Source organism: Curtobacterium sp. MCBA15_016 (genome assembly GCF_001865105.1).
GTDB lineage: Bacteria > Actinomycetota > Actinomycetes > Actinomycetales > Microbacteriaceae > Curtobacterium.
This window is the reverse complement of sequence record NZ_MJGR01000002.1, coordinates 154,509-172,396: the sequence shown is the minus strand read 5'-3', so window position 1 is coordinate 172,396 and position 17,888 is coordinate 154,509. Positions and strand designations below refer to the sequence as shown.

22 protein-coding genes are annotated in these 17,888 nt (G+C 72.0%); 9 read left to right on the top strand and 13 right to left on the bottom strand.

The features are described from left to right. Nucleotides 1–116 precede the first annotated feature (116 nt). Nucleotides 117–1,757, bottom strand: coding sequence for a DHA2 family efflux MFS transporter permease subunit (locus BIV03_RS02135; protein ID WP_254790689.1), 1,641 nt, complete (start codon nt 1,755–1,757; stop codon nt 117–119). Then, a complete protein-coding gene (locus BIV03_RS02130) occupies nt 1,754–2,368 on the bottom strand; it encodes a PadR family transcriptional regulator (RefSeq protein WP_071294463.1) in 615 nt (204 codons plus the stop codon). The genes BIV03_RS02135 and BIV03_RS02130 overlap by 4 nt, the downstream gene beginning before the upstream one ends. A gap of 144 nt (nt 2,369–2,512) precedes the next feature. Between BIV03_RS02130 and purS the strand changes: the two genes are divergently transcribed. The 4 genes from purS to BIV03_RS02110 are packed head-to-tail and all read left to right on the top strand — an operon-like array spanning nt 2,513 to nt 6,855. After that, nucleotides 2,513–2,764, top strand: coding sequence for a phosphoribosylformylglycinamidine synthase subunit PurS (gene purS, locus BIV03_RS02125; RefSeq protein WP_070417019.1), 252 nt, complete (start codon nt 2,513–2,515; stop codon nt 2,762–2,764). 5 nt (nt 2,765–2,769) lie between these two features. After that, a complete protein-coding gene (purQ, locus tag BIV03_RS02120) occupies nt 2,770–3,465 on the top strand; it encodes a phosphoribosylformylglycinamidine synthase subunit PurQ (RefSeq protein WP_031263015.1) in 696 nt (231 codons plus the stop codon). A gap of 47 nt (nt 3,466–3,512) precedes the next feature. Next, nucleotides 3,513–5,894 carry a phosphoribosylformylglycinamidine synthase subunit PurL gene (gene purL, locus BIV03_RS02115; protein ID WP_229085404.1) on the top strand — a complete coding sequence of 794 codons (2,382 nt, stop codon included), beginning with the start codon at nt 3,513–3,515 and terminating at the stop codon, nt 5,892–5,894. Between the two features lie 40 nt (nt 5,895–5,934). After that, nucleotides 5,935–6,855 carry a 2-hydroxyacid dehydrogenase gene (locus BIV03_RS02110; protein WP_071294462.1) on the top strand — a complete coding sequence of 307 codons (921 nt, stop codon included), beginning with the start codon at nt 5,935–5,937 and terminating at the stop codon, nt 6,853–6,855. A 16-nt stretch (nt 6,856–6,871) separates the two neighbouring features. Here the strand turns inward: BIV03_RS02110 and BIV03_RS02105 are convergent, their stop codons facing one another. From BIV03_RS02105 to BIV03_RS02095, 3 genes are read right to left on the bottom strand one after another with little or no spacing between them, the layout of a single operon-like run. Beyond that, the gene (locus BIV03_RS02105) at nt 6,872–7,285 is read right to left on the bottom strand and encodes a GNAT family N-acetyltransferase (protein ID WP_071294461.1); all 414 of its coding nucleotides are present in this window, start codon (nt 7,283–7,285) and stop codon (nt 6,872–6,874) included. Nucleotides 7,286–7,295: 10 nt separating this feature from the next. Next, entirely contained in the window at nt 7,296–8,399 is a 1,104-nt protein-coding gene (locus BIV03_RS02100) for a beta-propeller fold lactonase family protein (RefSeq protein WP_071294460.1), read from the bottom strand. Then, nucleotides 8,396–8,719 (bottom strand): chorismate mutase, encoded by a 324-nt coding sequence (locus tag BIV03_RS02095; protein WP_070417024.1) that lies wholly within the window; start codon nt 8,717–8,719, stop codon nt 8,396–8,398. Before BIV03_RS02095 ends, BIV03_RS02100 begins: the two co-directional genes overlap by 4 nt. A 112-nt stretch (nt 8,720–8,831) precedes the next feature. On the opposite strand from BIV03_RS02095, the gene BIV03_RS02090 reads away from it, so the two are divergent. Next, nucleotides 8,832–9,236 carry a DUF1304 domain-containing protein gene (locus BIV03_RS02090; protein WP_083295407.1) on the top strand — a complete coding sequence of 135 codons (405 nt, stop codon included), beginning with the start codon at nt 8,832–8,834 and terminating at the stop codon, nt 9,234–9,236. A 104-nt stretch (nt 9,237–9,340) separates the two neighbouring features. Here the strand turns inward: BIV03_RS02090 and BIV03_RS02085 are convergent, their stop codons facing one another. Further along, nucleotides 9,341–10,348: an iron-siderophore ABC transporter substrate-binding protein gene (locus BIV03_RS02085; RefSeq protein ID WP_071294459.1), complete on the bottom strand. Its 1,008-nt coding sequence runs from the start codon at nt 10,346–10,348 to the stop codon at nt 9,341–9,343. 59 nt (nt 10,349–10,407) lie between these two features. Here BIV03_RS02085 and BIV03_RS02080 point away from each other — a divergent pair, with 59 nt between their 5' ends. Beyond that, a complete protein-coding gene (locus tag BIV03_RS02080; protein ID WP_070417026.1) occupies nt 10,408–11,271 on the top strand; it encodes a shikimate dehydrogenase in 864 nt (287 codons plus the stop codon). Nucleotides 11,272–11,278: 7 nt separating this feature from the next. Here BIV03_RS02080 and BIV03_RS02075 read toward each other — a convergent pair whose 3' ends face one another. Genes BIV03_RS02075 through BIV03_RS02065 form a run of 3 tightly spaced genes read right to left on the bottom strand, consistent with a single transcriptional unit; the run spans nt 11,279 to nt 13,084 of the window. After that, the gene (locus BIV03_RS02075) at nt 11,279–12,232 is read right to left on the bottom strand and encodes an SDR family NAD(P)-dependent oxidoreductase (protein ID WP_071294458.1); all 954 of its coding nucleotides are present in this window, start codon (nt 12,230–12,232) and stop codon (nt 11,279–11,281) included. 29 nt (nt 12,233–12,261) lie between these two features. Next, complete coding sequence (locus tag BIV03_RS02070; RefSeq protein WP_071294503.1) at nt 12,262–12,648, bottom strand: YchJ family protein; 387 nt, start codon at nt 12,646–12,648, stop codon at nt 12,262–12,264. A gap of 10 nt (nt 12,649–12,658) precedes the next feature. Further along, the gene (locus BIV03_RS02065) at nt 12,659–13,084 is read right to left on the bottom strand and encodes an organic hydroperoxide resistance protein (RefSeq protein ID WP_071294457.1); all 426 of its coding nucleotides are present in this window, start codon (nt 13,082–13,084) and stop codon (nt 12,659–12,661) included. A 135-nt stretch (nt 13,085–13,219) separates the two neighbouring features. Here BIV03_RS02065 and BIV03_RS02060 point away from each other — a divergent pair, with 135 nt between their 5' ends. Genes BIV03_RS02060 through BIV03_RS02050 form a run of 3 tightly spaced genes read left to right on the top strand, consistent with a single transcriptional unit; the run spans nt 13,220 to nt 15,382 of the window. After that, complete coding sequence (locus BIV03_RS02060; protein ID WP_071294456.1) at nt 13,220–13,885, top strand: hypothetical protein; 666 nt, start codon at nt 13,220–13,222, stop codon at nt 13,883–13,885. Next, a complete protein-coding gene (locus BIV03_RS02055; protein WP_071294455.1) occupies nt 13,878–14,600 on the top strand; it encodes a hypothetical protein in 723 nt (240 codons plus the stop codon). The genes BIV03_RS02060 and BIV03_RS02055 overlap by 8 nt, the downstream gene beginning before the upstream one ends. A 41-nt stretch (nt 14,601–14,641) precedes the next feature. Then, nucleotides 14,642–15,382, top strand: a complete 741-nt coding sequence (locus BIV03_RS02050) for an SOS response-associated peptidase (RefSeq protein WP_071294454.1) — start codon at nt 14,642–14,644, stop codon at nt 15,380–15,382. Between the two features lie 9 nt (nt 15,383–15,391). Here the strand turns inward: BIV03_RS02050 and BIV03_RS02045 are convergent, their stop codons facing one another. The 4 genes from BIV03_RS02045 to BIV03_RS02030 all read right to left on the bottom strand — a co-directional run bounded on the left by BIV03_RS02045 (nt 15,392) and on the right by BIV03_RS02030 (nt 17,846). Further along, nucleotides 15,392–15,973: a hypothetical protein gene (locus BIV03_RS02045; RefSeq protein WP_071294453.1), complete on the bottom strand. Its 582-nt coding sequence runs from the start codon at nt 15,971–15,973 to the stop codon at nt 15,392–15,394. Between the two features lie 111 nt (nt 15,974–16,084). Continuing rightward, nucleotides 16,085–16,429 (bottom strand): hypothetical protein, encoded by a 345-nt coding sequence (locus tag BIV03_RS02040; RefSeq protein WP_071294452.1) that lies wholly within the window; start codon nt 16,427–16,429, stop codon nt 16,085–16,087. Between the two features lie 100 nt (nt 16,430–16,529). Beyond that, nucleotides 16,530–16,859, bottom strand: a complete 330-nt coding sequence (locus BIV03_RS02035) for a hypothetical protein (protein WP_070417032.1) — start codon at nt 16,857–16,859, stop codon at nt 16,530–16,532. Nucleotides 16,860–17,069: 210 nt separating this feature from the next. After that, nucleotides 17,070–17,846: a helix-turn-helix transcriptional regulator gene (locus BIV03_RS02030; RefSeq protein ID WP_083403142.1), complete on the bottom strand. Its 777-nt coding sequence runs from the start codon at nt 17,844–17,846 to the stop codon at nt 17,070–17,072. Between the last annotated feature and the right edge of the window lie 42 nt (nt 17,847–17,888).

The following is a 17,888-nucleotide window of genomic DNA, read 5'->3' as shown; positions in this document are numbered from 1 at the left end:
AACGACGTTCCACGAGTCGATCACGGCGCGTCTTGTCGCGAAGTCGCCCCGCACGCGACGGAGCCCCGCGCCGCACGAGTGCGACACGGGGCTCCGGGGCTCCGGGCTGGCTCGGACTAGGCGTCGGCGTGCCGCCCGTGGTGGTCGGTCGCGGCGAGCTCGGCCTCGGCGGTCTCCGGCGCGGGTGCCGCGGCGTGGACACCGTGACGCTGCTCGGCCCCCACCACGCTGCCGTCGGACGCAGACGCGGGCGACCCGTCGGACGTGCCGCCGGTCTGCTGCCACGCCACGGTCTGCTTCGGCTTCGCCAGGAACAGCGCGGCGACGATCCCGATGCCGAGCACCACGGCGGGCAGGACGAGCGACTGCCCCATGGCGGTGGCGAACGGCTGCTGCAGGAAGGCCGGGAGCGCCCCGACCTGCTGCTCCGCACCGCCGGCGCTCGTGCCGCCGGTGGACGCCGGGAAGTTGGCCGTGATCCGCGCCTCGATCAGCGCCGCGATGCCGGCCGAGCCGAGGACGGCGCCGATCTGCCGCGTGGTGTTGTAGACGCCCGAGCCGGCGCCGGCGAGCTTCGGCGGCAGGTTGCGCGTCGCGGAGACCGAGAGCGGCCCCCACATGCAGGCGTTCGCGAGGCCGAGGAGCGTCGACGGCAGGAGCACCCAGCCCCAGTCGGCACCCGAGGCCAGGAGCGCCCCGAACCAGAACAGCGCGCCGGAGAAGCAGGCGAGGCCGAACGCCGCGACCCAACGGAGGCTCCACCGGTTGAGGTTCTTGCCGACGAGCGGGGCGAGGCCGGCCGAGAGCACGGCCTGCGGGACGAGGAGCAGCGCCGCCTGGGTCGGGCTGAACGTCAGCACGTCCTGCGCCCAGAGCATGATCGGCAGGGCGAACGACGAGATGGCGACGCCGACCGCGGTGATGGCGATGTTCGCGAGCGTGAAGTTCCGGTCCTTGAAGAGGCCGAGCGGCAGGAGCGGCTCACCCTTCTGCACGCCCTGCCACACCACGAAGGCGATGAGCACGACGATACCGGCGATGATGAGCGACCAGACCGAGATCGGGCCGGTGATGGTCCCCCAGTCGTAGGTCTCGCCTTCCTGGATGCCGAAGACGAGCAGGAACATGCCGACGGCGCTCAGGACGATGCCGAGGGTGTCGAAGCGGTGCCCGTGCCGGTCGAACGACGGGACGAAGCGCTGCGCGAGCACGAACGCGACCACACCGACCGGGACGTTGACGAAGAAGATCCACTCCCAGCCGAAGCCGTCGACGAGCAGGCCGCCCACGATCGGACCGACGAGCGAGGCGACACCGGCGACGGCACCCCAGAGGCCCATCGCCGCGCCGCGGTTCTGCGGCGGGAAGATGCGCGTGATCACGGCCATCGTCTGCGGCGTCATCATCGCCGCACCGAGCCCCTGGACCACACGGGCCACGATGAGCACCTCGATCGAGCCGGCGAGCCCGCACCAGAGGCTCGAGAGCGTGAACACCACGAGCCCGATCTGGTACATGACCTTCGGGCCGAAGCGGTCACCGAGCCGGCCGGTGATGAGGAGCGGCACGGCGTAGGCGAGCAGGTAGGCGCTCGTCACCCAGATGACGGAGTTGATGCTGGCGTCGAGCTTCGCGGCGATGGTCGGCGTCGCGACGGACACGATCGTCGAGTCGACGAGGATCATGAAGAAGCCGACGACGAGGGCCCAGAGGGCCGGCCACGGCTTCTTCTCGGTGGTGGTCGAGACGGAGGTCATCGAGTGGGTTCCTTGCTGTTCGTGGTGGTGCCTGTGTCGGTGGGGACGGCCGGGCCGTCCCAGGGGATGTCGCCGCTCGCGATCCGGTCGGCCGCGGCGTCGAGCCACTCGATCTGCGCGGTGAGCATGGCACGGACGTACGACACGTCCAGCCAGAAGCGGTCCGCGAGACGCTTGGCCTGGAGGCCCGTGGCGGCTTCGTCGTACTGCTCGCGTTCCGCCCGGAGTGCGCGGGCGCGGGCGCGCAGAGCGGTCGCCGCGTCCTCGGCGCTCAGGTTGTCGACGTGCGAGACCGCGAGTTGGAACTCCGGGTACTCGTCGGCGGGCTCGGCGATCATCCGGCGGAGGCCGTCCTCGAGCGCGGTGCGCCCGTGGTCGGTGATCGCGTAGGTGGTGCGTTCCGGTCGGTTGCCCTCGCGCGCGGTGCCGAGCGCCTCGGCGTAGCCGAGGTCCACCAGGCGACCGATCTGGTGGTAGAGCGTGCCGGGTCGGACCTTGACGTTCTGGTCCTCGCGACGCTGCAGCATCGTCTGGAACATCTCGTAGGGATGCATGGGTGACTCCGCGAGGAGCCCGAGCGCGGCGAACGCGAGGGGTGTGAGCGACGCCATCCGTGCCTCCTGGACTGGTCCGTACCGATTATTCCAAGTGGAATGTACGCCTTCGAACAACCGAGTGCAAGCGCGTCCGACGCGCCGCGCGCGCCCCGTAGACTGTTCGCGTCCCACCCATCCCCGAAGTGCTGGAGTGAACACGTGCCAACGATCGTCGTCGAGGTCATGCCGAAGGCCGAGATCCTCGACCCCCAGGGCAAGGCGGTGGGCAACGCCCTCGCCCGTCTCGGCAAGGCAGACCTGACCAACGTCCGCATCGGCAAGCGCTTCGAGGTGGCCGTCGACGGCCCGGTCGACGACCAGAAGCTGGCCGAGGTCCGCGAGATCGCCGCCGACGTCTTCTCCAACGCCGTCATCGAGGACGTCGTGTCCGTGACGGTCGAAGGCGAGTGACACCGGTGCGCATCGGCGTCATCACGTTCCCGGGCTCGCTCGACGACCGCGACGCCCAGCGCGCGGTCCGCCTCGCCGGCGCCGACCCCGTCGCGCTCTGGCACGGCGACCACGACCTGCAGGGCGTCGACGCGATCGTCCTCCCCGGCGGGTTCTCCTACGGCGACTACCTGCGTGCCGGTGCGATCGCGGCGAAGGCCCCGATCATGGCCGAGGTCATCGACGCCGCCGGCAAGGGGATGCCCGTGCTCGGCATCTGCAACGGCTTCCAGATGCTCGCCGAAGCGCGACTCGTCCCGGGCGCGCACACCCGCAACGCGCACCAGCAGTTCATCCGGCGCGACCAGAAGCTCCGCGTCGAGACCACCGCCACGGCGTGGACGAGCGGCTTCACGGCCCAGCAGGAGATCACCATCCCGCTGAAGAACGCCGACGGCCGCTTCGTCGCGGACGCCGACGAGATCAAGCGCATCGAGGACAACGGCCAGGTCGTGTTCCGCTACGTCGGCGTGAACCCGAACGGGTCGATCGACGACATCGCGGGCGTCTCCAACGAGCGCGGCAACGTCGTCGGCCTGATGCCGCACCCCGAGCACGCGACGGAGCCCGGGTTCGGCCCGGACACCCCCGCGGCGATGGCCTCCGGCACGGACGGCCTCACCTTCTTCACCTCCGTGATCGAGTCGACGCTCGTCAAGTGACGACCACGCCGACGAACACGACTCCAGTGACAGGGAACGACACCACCGTGACGACACACGTCCGCCCGAAGCCCGACACCGTCCAGGACGCCGCAGCCACGCCCGACAAGGAGCAGCCGTACGAGGCGCTCGGGCTGAAGGCCGACGAGTACGCGAAGATCCGCGAGATCCTCGGCCGCCGCCCCACCTCGGGCGAGCTGGCGATGTACTCCGTGATGTGGTCCGAGCACTGCTCGTACAAGTCCTCGAAGAACTACCTCCGGCAGTTCGGCAAGAAGGTCACGCCGGAGATGACGAAGAACCTCATGGTGGGCATGGGCGAGAACGCCGGTGTCATCGACGTCGGCAACGGCTGGGCGGTGACCTTCAAGGTCGAGTCGCACAACCACCCGTCCTACGTCGAGCCGTACCAGGGCGCCGCGACCGGTGTCGGCGGCATCGTCCGCGACATCATCTCGATGGGTGCCCGCCCGGTCGCCGTGATGGACCAGCTCCGCTTCGGCGCGATCGACCACGAGGACACGCAGCGCGTCGTCCACGGTGTGGTCGGCGGCATCTCGTTCTACGGCAACTGCCTCGGTCTGCCGAACATCGGCGGCGAGACCTACTTCGACCCGGTGTACCAGGGCAACCCGCTGGTGAACGCCCTCGCGGTCGGGGTCCTCCGCCACGAGGACCTGCACCTCGCGAACGCCTCGGGTGCCGGCAACAAGGTCGTGCTCTTCGGTGCCCGCACCGGTGGCGACGGCATCGGCGGCGCGTCGATCCTGGCGTCCGACACCTTCACCGAGGGCGGTCCGACCAAGCGTCCCGCCGTCCAGGTCGGCGACCCCTTCGCCGAGAAGGTGCTCATCGAGTGCTGCCTCGAGCTGTTCCAGAAGGAACTCGTCGAGGGCATCCAGGACCTCGGTGCCGCCGGCATCTCGTGCGCCACGAGCGAGCTCGCGTCGAACGGCGACGGCGGCATGCACATCTCGCTCGACGACGTCCTGCTGCGCGACCCCACGCTCACCGCCGAGGAGATCCTCATGTCGGAGAGCCAGGAGCGCATGATGGCGGTCGTCCGCCCCGAGAAGCTCGACGAGTTCCTCAGCGTCGTCGGCAAGTGGGAGGTCGAGACCAGCGTCCTCGGCGAGGTCACCGGCACCGGCCGGCTCGTCATCGACTGGCAGGGCCAGGAGATCGTGAACGTCGACCCGCGCACGGTCGCCGTCGACGGCCCGGTCTACGACCGCCCTGTGGCCTACCCGACCTGGATCGACGCGCTGCAGGCCGACTCGGCTGCATCGCTCGACCGCCCGGCCGACGGCCCCGCCCTCAAGGCGCAGTTCCTGCAGCTGCTCGGCTCCCCGAACCTGGCGTCGAAGAACTGGGTGACGAACCAGTACGACACCTACGTGCTCGGCAACACGGCGCTCTCCTTCCCCGACGACGGCGGCATGATCCGCGTCGACGAGGAGACCGGGCTCGGCGTCACGATCGCCACCGACGCGAACGGCCGCTACTGCCAGCTCGACCCGAAGCAGGGCGCCCGGCTGGCCCTCGCCGAGGCGTACCGGAACGTCGCCGTCACCGGTGCCGTCCCGGCCGCCGTGACCGACTGCCTGAACTTCGGCTCCCCCGAGAACCCCGAGGTCATGTGGCAGTTCTCCGAAGCGGTCGAGGGCCTCGCCGACGGCTGCATGGAACTCGGGATCCCGGTCACGGGCGGCAACGTGTCGTTCTACAACCAGACCGGCACGACCCCGATCCACCCGACCCCGGTCGTCGGTGTCCTCGGCGTGATCGAGGACGTCGCGCTGCGCGTGCCCTCCGGCTGGCAGGACGACGGCCACAACATCTACCTGCTCGGCACCACGTCGCTCGAGCTCGACGGGTCGGCCTGGGCCGGCACCGTGCACGGGCACCTCGGTGGCCGTCCGCCGGCGGTCGACCTCGAGCGTGAGAAGGCCCTCGCGGACCTCCTGCACGCCGCGGCGAACGAGCAGCTGCTCACGAGCGCCCACGACCTGGCGGACGGCGGCCTCGGCCAGACACTCGCCGAGTCGGTGCTCCGGTTCGGGCTCGGCGCCCGCGTCGTGCTCGACGAGCTCGAGGCCCGCGACGGCGTCGACACCGCCACCGCACTGTTCTCCGAGTCGACCGGCCGCGTCATCGTGACCGTCCGGCGCGAGGACGACGTCCGCTTCCAGGGCCTCTGCGACGGCCGCGGCTTCCCGGTGCTCCGCATCGGTGTCACGGACGCCACGAGCGGGTCGCTCGAGGTCCAGGGTGCGTTCGAGGCGACGATCGACGAGCTGCGCGGCACCCACGGCGCCACGCTCCCGAGCCGCTTCGGGGACGTCATCGTCGAGGACGTGACCGAGGGCTACGTCGGTCGGGGTCCGCTCGACGACCACGGCTCGTTCTCGCCGCGGACCGACTCCTGAACGGGTCGGACCGGAGCGCCACGACGACGGGCACCGACTGATGCCCGTCGTCACCCTGCCGTTCCGTGGACTCGTCGATCGCTTCGGCCCCGTGCCGGAGGGCATCGAGCTCGACGTGTGGGACGTCGAGGCACCGTACGGACGCCCCGACGACGTGGCCATCGCGTTCCTGCCGTTCTACTTCGGTGGGCGGCACCGGTGGCAGTACGTGCACGACCTGCCGAACCTGCGGCTCCTGCAGCTGCCGAGCGCCGGGTACGAGCACGCGGTCCCGCACGTCCCCGGCCACGCGCAGCTCGCGAACGGCCGCGGCATCCACGACGACGAGACCGCCGAACTCGCGGTGGGGCTCGCGCTGACGTCGCTGCGCGAGCTCGGGGCGTTCCAGGCCGACCGTGCGAACGGCGTCTGGGACGCCCGGACCACCCGGTCCCTCGCCGACCGTCGCGTGACCGTGGTCGGCTACGGCGCGATCGGGTCCGCCATCGCGACCCGCTTCGAGGCGTTCCGCACCGAGGTCACCGTGGTGGCGCGGACCGCGCGTGAGCAGGACGGCCGGCAGGTCCACGCGTTCGGCGAGCTCCCGGAGCTCGCCGCGACCACCGACGTCCTGGTGCTCATCGCCCCGCTGACGGACGAGACCGAACGGCTGGTGGACGCCGACCTGCTCGCCGCGCTGCCCGACGGCGCCCTCGTGGTGAACGTCGCCCGCGGCAAGGTCGTCGACACCGATGCCCTCGTCGCCGAGCTGCGGTCCGGACGGCTCTCGGCAGCGCTCGACGTCACCGATCCCGAACCCCTGCCCGACGGGCACCCGCTCTGGACGACGCCGAACACGGTCCTGACGCCGCACGTCGGCGGCAACACGGACCTCAGCGTGCCGCGGTCGATCGAGCTGATGCGCCGTCAGGTGGCCGCGTTGGCCGAGGGCCGACCGTTCGAGAACGTCATCGAGTCCTGACCACCCGGCCGGCCGGTCAGTCGGTCAGCAGCGCCATCCCGAGGCTCGGTGCCACGTCGTCGAAGCCGAGCGATCGGTAGAGCCGCTGCCCGGGCGGGTCGCCGACGAGGGTGACGTACGCGCCACGGGGCGCCCGGGAGCGGATGTCCGCGACGAGCCAGGCGACCACCGCACGACCGATCCCCCGGCGTTGGTGCGCCGGGTCGGTCGCGATGTCGGCGATGTGGAAGTACCAGCCGCCGTCGCCGATCGTCCGGCCCATCGCGACGGGCCGCCCGTCGGGATCGAGGACGTGGCAGGCGGACCAGCTGCCGGCGATCGCTCCGGCGCCCTGGTCGGCGTTCTTCGGCGTCAGGCCGGAGTCACGGCGCAGCCGGAGGTAGTCGTCGAGGGGAGGCGGGCCGGGGACGAGGGTGTAGGACGCGTCCATGGGGTCGGACTCAGACCGGCACGACGACCGGGACGACGCACGCCGGCGTGCCGACCGCGATCTGCGCGACGGCCTCGCCCGGGACACCGTCCTCGCCGAGGGGCAGGACCGCGATGGCGTCGGACATCTGGTTCGCCACGAGGAGGAACCCGGGCACCCGTGCGAAGTGCCGGGGCCACACTCCACCGGAGGACGCCGATCCCACGAGCGACAGCCCGCCGTCGGATGCGTCGAGCACCACCACGAGGTCGCGCCCGCGCACCGCGACGTACACGCGCCCGGCGTCGTCGACCTCGATGTGGCTGAGGAGCGACTCGCCGACCTCGCCGGTGAAGGTCGCCGCGGAGGCCACCGACACGAACGACCCCGAGCCGTCGCGGCGGAGGCGGTGGACCCGGCCGTCGAGCTCACCGGCCACGATGAGGTCGCCCTCGTACCAGGCGAGGTGCCGCGGTCCGACACCAGGGGTGACGTGGTGGACGCGGACCTGCTCGATGCTCGGGGCGTCCGTGATCCGGAACTCGTGCAGGGCGTCGCCGCCGAGGTCCGCCACGAGCACGGTGCCGTCCGGCGTCGCGGTCGACTGGTGGGCGTGCGGGCCCTCTTGCCGGTCCTCGACGGGGCCGGTGGCGTCGGGGAGGACCTCGGTGACGAGCGCCGACGCGGGCACCGTCACCTGGTCGTCGCTGCCGTGCGCGCCGATCAGCCCGTCGCTGCCGAGGACCGACGCGGCGTGCGACTCCGCTGCGGCGAGCGAGACCGCCGTGACGGTACCGGAGACGTAGTTGGTGACGACGAGCGCACCGGACGGGTCGACGCGCACGTGGCACGGGGCGTCGCCGCCGGCCGGAGCGTCCCAGAGGTGCTCGAGCGACGAGCCTCCCAGGCGGAAGGCCGAGACACCGCCGTCGGCCGTCTCAGACACGGCGTAGACCCGGTCACCGGAGACGGCCAGGAACGACGGGTCGTCGATGACCGCGACTGTGCGAGCCGTCGGCGCGCCGCCGTCCGCACCCCCGACCGGTCCGCCGGGCACGATCGAGATGCCCGTCGCGTTCCCGCCGCCGGTGGCCGTGTACGAGCCGACGAGCAGCGTCGGGAGCGCGTCGCTCACTCGTCGCCGCCGGCGATCTGCTCGTGGTGGTGGATGACCTCGGCGACGATGAAGTTCAGGAACTTCTCCGCGAAGGCGGGGTCGAGGTGCGACTCGGCGGCGAGGGACCGGAGTCGTGCGACCTGGATCTGCTCGCGGCCCGGGTCGGCCGCCGGCATCCCCGCTGCTGCCTTGAGGTAACCGACCCGCTGGGTGTACTTGAAGCGCTCGGCGAGCATGTGGATGACCGCGGCGTCGATGTTGTCGATGCTCTGGCGGATGCTGGCCAGTTCGGCGACGGCCGCCGGGTCGTACTGGGGCGTGGTGTCGTCGTCGCTCATGCCCCGAGCCTAACGGCCGCGACCGCTCGGCAGGTGTCGGTTACGTGGGCGGCCGGCGACCGGAACCTGAGCGGGAACTGAGCACGCCTTCGGAACTGCGAGAATGGGGACCATGTCGGTCCTGCTCGTGATCTCGTGCGTGTTCGCGGTCCTCGCGGGCCTCGTGCACGTGTACATCTTCTTCCTCGAGTCCGTCGCGTGGACGAGTCCCCGTGTGCGGAAGATCTTCGGCCTGTCGTCCGAGACCGAGGTCCAGGCCACCCGCTCGATGGCGTTCAACCAGGGCTTCTACAACCTGTTCCTCGCGATCGGCGCGATCCTCGGTGTGGTGCTCGCCGTCACGGGCAACGGGGCCACCGGGTGGACGCTCGTGGTGTTCTCGACGGCGTCGATGCTCGGTGCCGCCGTGGTCCTGCTCGGGACGGGTCGCCGGTACCTCAACTCCGCGTTCGTGCAGGGGTCGTTCCCGCTGATCGCTCTGCTCTTCGCGTTCCTCGGTTCGACGTTCGGCGCCTGACCGCAGCGTCGCGACGGGCCGGACGCCGGCTCGGGACGCGACCGCAGGACGACGGGAGGCGCGGTGCCAGCTGGCACCGCGCCTCCCGTCGTTCCGCGTCGGCGTCAGCCGAGCTTCGCCTGGAACTCGTCCGGCAGCTTCTCGAGCGCCCACTCGATCGCGGCGGTGGTCCCCATCGAGAACGCCGACGACACGTCCGGGTCGTCGAACACGATGGCGTGCCCGGCCTCGACCGACGGCACCTTCTGGAAGAGCGGGTCGGACTCGGCCTTGGACGCCTCGACGTAGATCGGCAGGATCAGCGTGAGATCGGCGTCCAGCAGGTCGAGGTTCTCGTCCGACAGGTGCACCGAGAACGCCTTGCCGGCCTGCTCGTCGATCGCCTTCGGGATCGTGAAGCCGAGGTTCCGCATGAACGTCGAGCGGCTGTCCGTCGAGGCGTAGGCCCCGAAGCCCTCGGACGTGTAGGCGCCGACGACCGCCGACTTGCCCGTGAAGTCCGGGTGCGCCTTGCGGGCGGCGGCGTAGGCGTCGTCGAGGCCGGCGAGGAGCTTCTTGCCCGCGGCCTCCTTGCCGAGCGCCTTCGCGATCATCGTGGTCTGCTGCTCGGTCGAGGCGAGGTAGTTCTCGCCGCCCTTCGGGATCGCCACCGTCGGTGCGATCGCGGAGAGCTTCGCGTAGCGGTCCTTGTCACCCGACGACTTCACGTCGAGGATCACGTCGGGCTTGAGCTTGAGGATGTCCTCGTAGCTCGGCTCGAGCGTCTGGATGATCTTCGGCGACTTCGTGTACGCGCCCTTGAGCCACGGCCCGACGCCGTCGCCACCGAACGCGAGCCAGTCGCTCGCGCCGACGGGCTGCACGCCGAGTTCGAGCGCGGTCTCGGCGTCGCCCCAGCCGAGGGCGACGACGCGCTTCGGCTGCGAGTCGATCTTCGTGGTGCCGAGGGCGGTGGTGATGGACACCGGGAACTGGCCGTCGGCGGACGTGGTCGCGGCGTCGTCGGACGACGAACCGGAGCCGGAGGCGCACCCGGCGAGGACGAGGGACGCTGCGACGACGGCGCCGGCAGCGGCGAGCGCTCGGCGGAAGCGGGAGGGAGTTCGGATCACAAAGGTAAGCCTAACCTAAGCGCTCGGCGCGGAACACGCCTGGATAGGCTGACGGGGACATGTACTCCGACCCCTCCCGGACCCGCCTCGCGGTGCTCGGCTCCCCCATCGCCCACTCCCTCTCCCCCACGCTGCACGCAGCGGCCTACGACGTGCTCGGGGTGCCGTTCACGTACGGGAGGCACGAGGTCGCGTCCGGCGGACTGGACGCGTTCGTCGCGGGGCTGGGTCCCGACTGGCGCGGCCTGAGCCTGACCATGCCGCTCAAGCGCGAGGTCCTGCCGATGCTCGACCGGACGACCCCGCTCGTCGACGAGCTCGGCGTCGCGAACACCATCGCGTTCCGCACGGTCGGCGACACCGTCCTGCGGTCCGGCGCGAACACCGACGTCGAGGGGATCGTGCGCCCGGTCGAGGCGCTCGGACACCTCCCCGGCGAGGCGACCGTCCTCGGCGGCGGTGCGACCGCGGCGAGCGCCCTCACCGCGGCCGTGCGGCTCGGGGCGTCGCTCGTGCGGGTGTTCCTCCGCGACACCGCGAAGGCCGGACACCTCGTCGACCTGGCCGTGCGGCTCGGGGTCTCGCTCGAGGTGCTCCCGCTGACCGAGCTGCCGGGGAGCCGTCACGGGTTCGTCGTCTCGACGCTGCCCGGGGGTGCGGCGGACACGCTCGACCTCGTGCCGTCAGGGCCGGACGCGGTGCTCTTCGACGTGGCCTACGAGCCCTGGCCGACCGCCGTCGCCACCCGGTGGGCGGACGCCGGCGGGCGCGTGCTGAACGGGCTCGACATGCTCGCCGAGCAGGCCCTCGGGCAGATCCGGTTCTTCCTGAGCGGTGACCAGGACGAGCTCCTGCCGGCCGAGGCCGACGTGCGGAGGGCGATGCGCGCCTCCGTGGGCCTGCCGGAGACCATCGGGGCCTGAGCCTCGGTCAGCGCCGAGCTCGTGCCTCGGCGTCGAGCAACGCGACCGAGACGTCCCAGAGCCGCTCGGCGGCGGCCGGGTCGAGCGCCCACGGGAGCACCCCGTGCAGCCCGTCGGCGATGCGGTCGACGACGGCTGCCTCGTGGCAGTCCTCGAAGTACCGGCCGCTCACGCCGTCGAGCTCCGGAGCGGTGGCGAGGAGCACCGACGTCGCCGCGCCCTGCTCCGGGGACTTGACGACGTCCGCCGCGGAGACCTTCGTCGCCGCGAGCACCTTCGGGTCCCAGTGCTTCTGCAGCCCCGTCCAGATCCCTCCGGGCATGCACGCGTTCGCCGTGATCCCGTCGGCGGCCCATCGTCGACCGACCTCGACGGCGAAGAGCACGTTGGCGGTCTTGGACTGGGCGTAGGCGAGCCCGGGCTCGTACGGGCGACGCCGGAAGAACAGGTCGTCGAACACGACCGGCGAGCTGCCGTGCCCGCTCGACGACAGCGAGACGATCCGCGCACCGGACGCCGCGGCGAGCGCTTCGTGCAGCCCGAGGGCCAGCGCGAAGTGCCCGAGGTGGTTCGTGGCGAACTGCGTCTCCCACCCGGCCGAGGTGTACGACTCCGGGCTGTCCATCACCCCGGCGTTGGCGACCAGGACCTCGAGGGGGCCGGACCACGACGCCGCGAACGCTTCCACGGAGGCCGGGCGGTCGAGGTGGAGCTCGGCGACGTCGGGCGCGGTGCGTCCGGTGGTGCGGGCGATGTCCGCCGCGACCCGCTGTCCGGCCTCGACGTCGCGGACCGCCAGGGTCACGGTCGCACCGGCCCCGGCGAGCGCTCGGGCCGTCTCGACGCCGATGCCCGAGGCGGCCCCGGTCACGACGGCGGTCCGTCCCCGGAGGTCGAGCCCCGCCACGACCTCGGCGGCGGTGGTGTGGGCGCCGAAGGCGGCGAGGTCACGGTCCGGCACGGTGTGCTCCTGTCTGGGGACGGAGGCGCTCAGGACACCGTGCCGTCCACGTAGGACCACCGGCCGTGCTCGCGCACGAAGTCGCTCGTCTCCTCGAGTGTGCCCCGCTCGTCGTCGGTGCGCCACCACGCGCGGAAGGCGACGGTGCCGCGGGAGTCGAACGGGCCGCCGGACTCCGTCGACAGGACGTCCAGCCGCGTCCAGCGCTGGGCCGGGTCGAGCTCGAGACTCGCCGGGCGGGTGCGCGGGTGCCACGTCTGCAGCAGGTACTCGGGCAGGCCGAGGGCGAACGCGCTGAACCGCGACCGCATGAGCCGCTCGGCGGTCGGGGCCGCGGCGCCCGCGTGCAGCGGGCCGCAGCACTCGCCGTAGGGGTTGCCGCTCAGGCAGGGGCAGCGCGACTCGTCGGTGACCACGGGCGGCACGCTAGTCGACGATCGACAGCGCGACCGTGATGTTGCCGCGGGTGGCGTTCGAGTAGGGGCAGATCTCGTGCGCGCGCTCGGCGAGACGCTGGCGCTGCTCGGGTCGGGCGGCCGGCGCGTAGACGTCGAGCTCGACCGCGAGGCCGAAGCCCCCGTTGCCGGTGCCGCCGATGCCGACCTCGGCCGAGACCTCGGCGCCGGTCGTGTCGACGTCGAGCTCCCGGCCCGCGGCGTGGAGCGCCCCGAGGAAGCACGCGGCGTACCCGGCGGCGAAGAGCTGCTCGGGGTTCGTGCCCTCGCCGCTGCCGCCCATCTCCTTCGGCGGACGGGTGTCGAGGTCGAGGCGGTCGTCCTCGCTGCGCACGTGTCCGTCGCGGCCGCCTCCGGTGGCGTGGGCGGCGGCGGTGTAGACGATGTCGAGACTCATGGCACGAGCGCATCGTGCGTTCCTGGACGACCGCTGGAGCGGGGCGCAACGACGGGCGGCGGCGATCGGTCGATGAGGACGCGTCGGGCGTGTCCGGCCCCATCGCTGTCAGCTTCATGGAGTAGACGGAACCTCGTGTTCAGACTCGGGTGGCAGGTGCTGCGGGGGCGGATCGCCACGGTGGTCGATCCCGCACGCGCCCGTCGTGCCGTGTGGATCGCCGCCGCGTGCTCCGTGGTCGTGCTGGTCGGCTCCGTCGTGCTGCAGCTCGCGTTCGGCTGGGCCGGTACGGGTCCCGTCCGACCGGTCGTGGTCATCACGCTCGTGTCCCTGGGCCTCGGATCGATCGTGTTCTCCGCCTTCCGGACCGACCGTCCGCTCGACCCGGCAGCGACCATCAACGGGCGACAGGTCCGGCCGGACTGGCAGATGAGCGTGCGGTGGTCGGTGCAGCCCTACCTGGGCAGACGGCAACGGCCGGTGGCGCCCGAGGACCGCGCGGCCGTGCTGACCGACGTCGGACTCCTGCAGCGCGGGCTGGTCCGGCGGCTGACGCGGCTCACCCCGCTCCTCAGCGGGGTCGCACTGCTCGGGATCGCGGCCTTCGCGCGCAGCGACGTGCGGCCGATCGCGCTGCTGTGGGCAGCGGTGTACGTCTGCACGCTGCCCGACCTCGTGGTGCGGCTCGGCCGCTCGGAGCGCGCGCGGCTCGCAGCCCTCGCGGTCGACCCGCCGGCCGGAGACGCCGATACGGGGAAGCACGGGGTCGACGGTTCGAAGGTGCGGCTGCCCGGTGACTGAGGCCCGCGAGCAGGTACCCCGGACCGTCTTCCGCACCGGGTGGCAGGTGTACCGCGAGCGGCTCCCCGAGCTCGTCGACCGGCGACACCACCGCCGTGCCGTCCGCGTCGGGATCGTCGTCGCGGTCGTCGCGTTCGCCGGGCTGCTGCTCCTGGGGGCGTTCGTCGAGCGCCTCGACGGAGCCGTCCCGGTCGCTGCCGGGGTCGTCGTGGCGCTCCTGGTCGCCGCGGGCATCGGGTGCGTCGGTGCCGCCCTCACGCCGATCGGCCCCCGGGGATGGTCGCTCCCACCCGTGCCCGGCATCGGGTGGCGCACACAGGAGGCGATCGCCCGGTACTTCCGCCGCAACCCGCCGCCGGTCGCGCCGGAGCACCGCGACGCCGTGCTGCAGGGCATGCCGGCGACCCGCGACCTGCTCGTCCGCGCGGCCTACCGCTCGCTGTTCCTCACGGGCGGGTGGATCGGCATCGTCCTCGGCACCCTGGTGTTCGACGTGGCCTCGTCGGTGGGCAGCGACACCGTGATCCTGTTCCCGGGCGTCTGGCTCTTCTCGATCGTGATCACGAGCGGCACGGGGGTCATCGGCATCCGGACGCTCGGGCGCCAGGAGCAACTCCGCGTCGAGGCCGAGGCGTTGCCGCCCGTCCCGCCCGCGCCGCGCCGCGGACGCCCCGACAGCCCGAGCGGCAGCAAGCTGGCGCTCCCGGGCGAGTGAGCGCGTGAGCGCGTGTCGGTGGCACCGGGCACACTGGGCGCATGTGTGGAAGGTTCGTCGTCTCCGACACCACGGCCGATCTGCTGCCGGAACTGATCGGTGAGCTCGCCGACCGGACCGAGCACGTCGACGAGGACACCGGCGTGGTCGGCACCGGGCTGGTCCCGAGCTGGAACGTCGCACCGACCGACCCGGTCTTCGCGGTCCGGCAGCGGCACGGGCAGCGCGAACTCCCGCAGATCAGCTGGGGGTTCGTGCCGAGCTGGGCGAAGGACTTCCAGAAGCAGCGTCCGAAGCCGATCAACGCCCGCATCGAGACCGTCGCGACGAGCGGCATGTTCAAGCGGGCGTTCGCGACGAACCGCTGCATCGTCCCCGCCCAGGGCTACTACGAGTGGGTCGTGCGCGAGGACGGCAAGGAACCGCACTTCGTCCACGAACCCGGCGGCGCCCTCGCGATGGCCGGTGTCGTGAGCGCCTGGCCCGACCCCACGAAGCCCGACAGCGACCCGGACAAGTGGCGGCTGTCCCTGGCGATCATCACGCGGGACGCCCACGTGGCCCCGGGCGAGGTGCACGACCGCATGCCGGCGTTCCTCACCCCGGACGGCTACGACGCCTGGTTGGACACCGAGCAGGGCGGCCTCGGACAGGACGACCTGCTCGCCCTGCTCGATCACGAGTCGCTGACGGTCGCGGCGGGCCTCGAGCAGTACGAGGTCTCGCGTGCGGTGAACAGCGTCAAGAACGACGGGCGACAGCTCATCGAGCGGGTCGCGTAGCCACCCCGCTCAGCAGACGTCGGACCCCGGCGTGGTCATCCCCACGGTCACGTCCGACAGGTCCTGGGTCCGCAGGGTCCCCAGTGGCCCGGCCGTCGTCACCCGGAGCCCGGTCAGGTGTCCGCCGTGCGCCAGGCTCTTCGAGCGCATCTCGGCGACGACCCGGACGTCGTGGTGCGGCGCGATCACCGTACCGTCGGCGTCGAGGACCTGCGCGCCGTCGACGACGCTCGCGGTGTCGCCCATCAGTGCGCCCGTGCCGGATCCCCGGACCTTCTCCGCGAGGACGACGCGCACCGAGCGGAGCCCGGAGTTCCACGTCGCACGGACGCCCCGGAGCGTGACGGGCCGGTCGGACGGGTTCCGCAGGACGAACCCGGCGGACATCCGGGTCTCGTCACGTCCGGCCTCGTCGTCCGACCACCCGCCGCAGACGCCGCTCGCGCCCAGCGCGCGCAGCGGCGCGGGCGACGAGGTGACGACCACGAGCCCGGCGAGCAGGACGAGTGCCGCGACGACGCACGTCGCCAGCACCGCGCGTGCAGACGGGCCCGCTCGGTGCGGGATGGTCGCGTGCTCGTCCGACGTCATGGTCCCCCCGGTCCGGGCCGAGCGTCGACCCACGTCGAGAGCATGACAGACAGGAGGCCCGGATCGCGTCAGCCGATCGGCTGACGTGGTCCGGGCCCGCAGTCCAGAGCGTCAGGCGCCGTCGCGACGCACGTCCGGCAGGAGCACGTGGAGCCGCTCGGCGAGCCGCAGCTGGGCTTCCTCGAGCGACCGGAAGTCGCCGACGTACTGCCCGAAGGTGTCCGACACGAAGTAGTGCGCACCCTGGCGGTCGACGGTCCCGCCGTAGTAGCCGCCGTAGTTCGCCGCCCAGAGCCCCGTGTCGGGCCGCGACCAGAGGATGCGCGGGTGGACCGGCTCGTCGACGTCGGTGTCGACGACGAGGTCGACGTGGGCGTCCATGCCGGTGATCGCGACCATGGTGGCGGTGTCGACGGTCACCTCGGTGTGCTGGTGGTGGTCGACGGGCGTGCTCATGGTCGTGCTCCTCTTGGTGCGTGCTGCTGTGGTGCGGCGTTCCGTGGTGCGGGTGGTGCGGGGTGGTGCGGGGTGGTGCAGTGCTCCGGGGAGCGACGTGCTAGTCGACCGGGCGGATCACGGACGGCAGCATCACGTGCAGCTGGTCCGCGAGCTTCGCCTGTGCCTGCTCGAGCGACGCGAAGTCGCCGACGACGAGGCCGAACGTGTCCGAGGCGACGTAGCGGTCGTCCCGCTTGTCCACCGATCCGCCGAAGTACCCGCCGTAGTTGGCGACCCACTCGCCGTCGTCCTCCTGCGTCCAGGTGAGCTTGGCGCGGGCAGGGCGGGCGTGCGGTTCGGCCTGGGCTTCGAGGATGGCGATCGTGTCGACGGTCTCGGTGTCGAGCGTGACCTCGGCTCGGGTGTCGGTGCTGACGGTGGTGCTCATGTCGCTCTCCTTCGCGATCCGGGGTACATCGGCTGACATGAGAACGCTACGAGACCGACCCCTCCACCCGCCAGCGACGCCCGCCGATTCACGGGATCCGTCAATGCGCCCCATCGGCGAAGCCCGGGTTTCCGGGGTCGGGCGTCGCACTTCCGGGGTACAGGGGACAGATCGGGGTACTCGTTCTCCGGCCAATCCGATGGAGGACCGTCAGGCGCTCGTTCGGCCAGCAGCCCGGCGGTACGTCCCCGGTGTCATCCCGGCCAGCGGCGTGAACTGCTCGATGAACTGGCTCGTCGTCGCCCAGCCGCAGGCCGCCGCGACGTCGGTGACGCTGTGTCCTCCCGCGAGCAGCACGAGCGCACGGTGCACCCGGAGCTGCAGGCGCCACTGCCGGTACCCCGTGCCCGTCTCCTGCCGGAACAGCCGGGTCAGCGTCCGTTCCCCGAGCCCCGCCCAGGCCGCGAGCTCGGCGAGCGACAGCGGGGTCGACAGGTCGCGCTCGACCCGTCGCACCACCCGGCGCAGCCGGGGGTCGCGCGGCTCCGGCAGGTGCAGCGGCTGCTCCGGCGCGGACGCGACCTCGTCGACGACGACCGCACGGAGGTGGGACCTGGCCGTCTCGGAGCGCGGCGCCGGTGTCGTGAGGGCGAGCAGCGCCTCCCGTGCGAGCGGTGAGACGGACAGGACGGCGGGGCCGGACGGGAGGCGCGCGGCGGCCTCCGCGGACAGGTACACGATCCGCATGTCGGTCACCCCGTGGGCCCGGTGCCGGTGCTCGGCACCGGCCGGCACCCACGCGACCCGGTTCGACGGCGCGATCCACGCACCGTCGGCGGTGATGAGCGACAGCACGCCCGTCGCCGCGTGCACGAGGTGACCGAGCGGGTGCGCGTGGGGCGGGACCGTCTCGGCGTGCTCGAAGCGGTACGCCGCCTCGGTGCGGTCGTCGACGATCCGCTCGTGGGCGTGGCTGGAAACCGACATCGAGCGGCAGCATACGTGTTCCGGGCCGGTCCCGCCGGGTGG

What these genes read in the sequence shown, in the direction of transcription:
- BIV03_RS02105 (WP_071294461.1), bottom strand. Translation starts at nt 7,285, where the DNA reads ATGGACGCGTCCTACACCCTCGTCCCCGGCCCGCCTCCCCTCGACGAC.
- BIV03_RS02130 (WP_071294463.1), bottom strand. Translation starts at nt 2,368, where the DNA reads ATGGCGTCGCTCACACCCCTCGCGTTCGCCGCGCTCGGGCTCCTCGCG.
- BIV03_RS02080 (WP_070417026.1), top strand. Translation starts at nt 10,408, where the DNA reads ATGTACTCCGACCCCTCCCGGACCCGCCTCGCGGTGCTCGGCTCCCCC.
- BIV03_RS02030 (WP_083403142.1), bottom strand. Translation starts at nt 17,846, where the DNA reads ATGTCGGTTTCCAGCCACGCCCACGAGCGGATCGTCGACGACCGCACC.
- BIV03_RS02045 (WP_071294453.1), bottom strand. Translation starts at nt 15,973, where the DNA reads ATGACGTCGGACGAGCACGCGACCATCCCGCACCGAGCGGGCCCGTCT.
- BIV03_RS02135 (WP_254790689.1), bottom strand. Translation starts at nt 1,757, where the DNA reads ATGACCTCCGTCTCGACCACCACCGAGAAGAAGCCGTGGCCGGCCCTC.
- BIV03_RS02065 (WP_071294457.1), bottom strand. Translation starts at nt 13,084, where the DNA reads ATGAGTCTCGACATCGTCTACACCGCCGCCGCCCACGCCACCGGAGGC.
- BIV03_RS02090 (WP_083295407.1), top strand. Translation starts at nt 8,832, where the DNA reads ATGTCGGTCCTGCTCGTGATCTCGTGCGTGTTCGCGGTCCTCGCGGGC.
- BIV03_RS02095 (WP_070417024.1), bottom strand. Translation starts at nt 8,719, where the DNA reads ATGAGCGACGACGACACCACGCCCCAGTACGACCCGGCGGCCGTCGCC.
- BIV03_RS02040 (WP_071294452.1), bottom strand. Translation starts at nt 16,429, where the DNA reads ATGAGCACGCCCGTCGACCACCACCAGCACACCGAGGTGACCGTCGAC.
- BIV03_RS02035 (WP_070417032.1), bottom strand. Translation starts at nt 16,859, where the DNA reads ATGAGCACCACCGTCAGCACCGACACCCGAGCCGAGGTCACGCTCGAC.
- BIV03_RS02110 (WP_071294462.1), top strand. Translation starts at nt 5,935, where the DNA reads ATGCCCGTCGTCACCCTGCCGTTCCGTGGACTCGTCGATCGCTTCGGC.
- BIV03_RS02050 (WP_071294454.1), top strand. Translation starts at nt 14,642, where the DNA reads ATGTGTGGAAGGTTCGTCGTCTCCGACACCACGGCCGATCTGCTGCCG.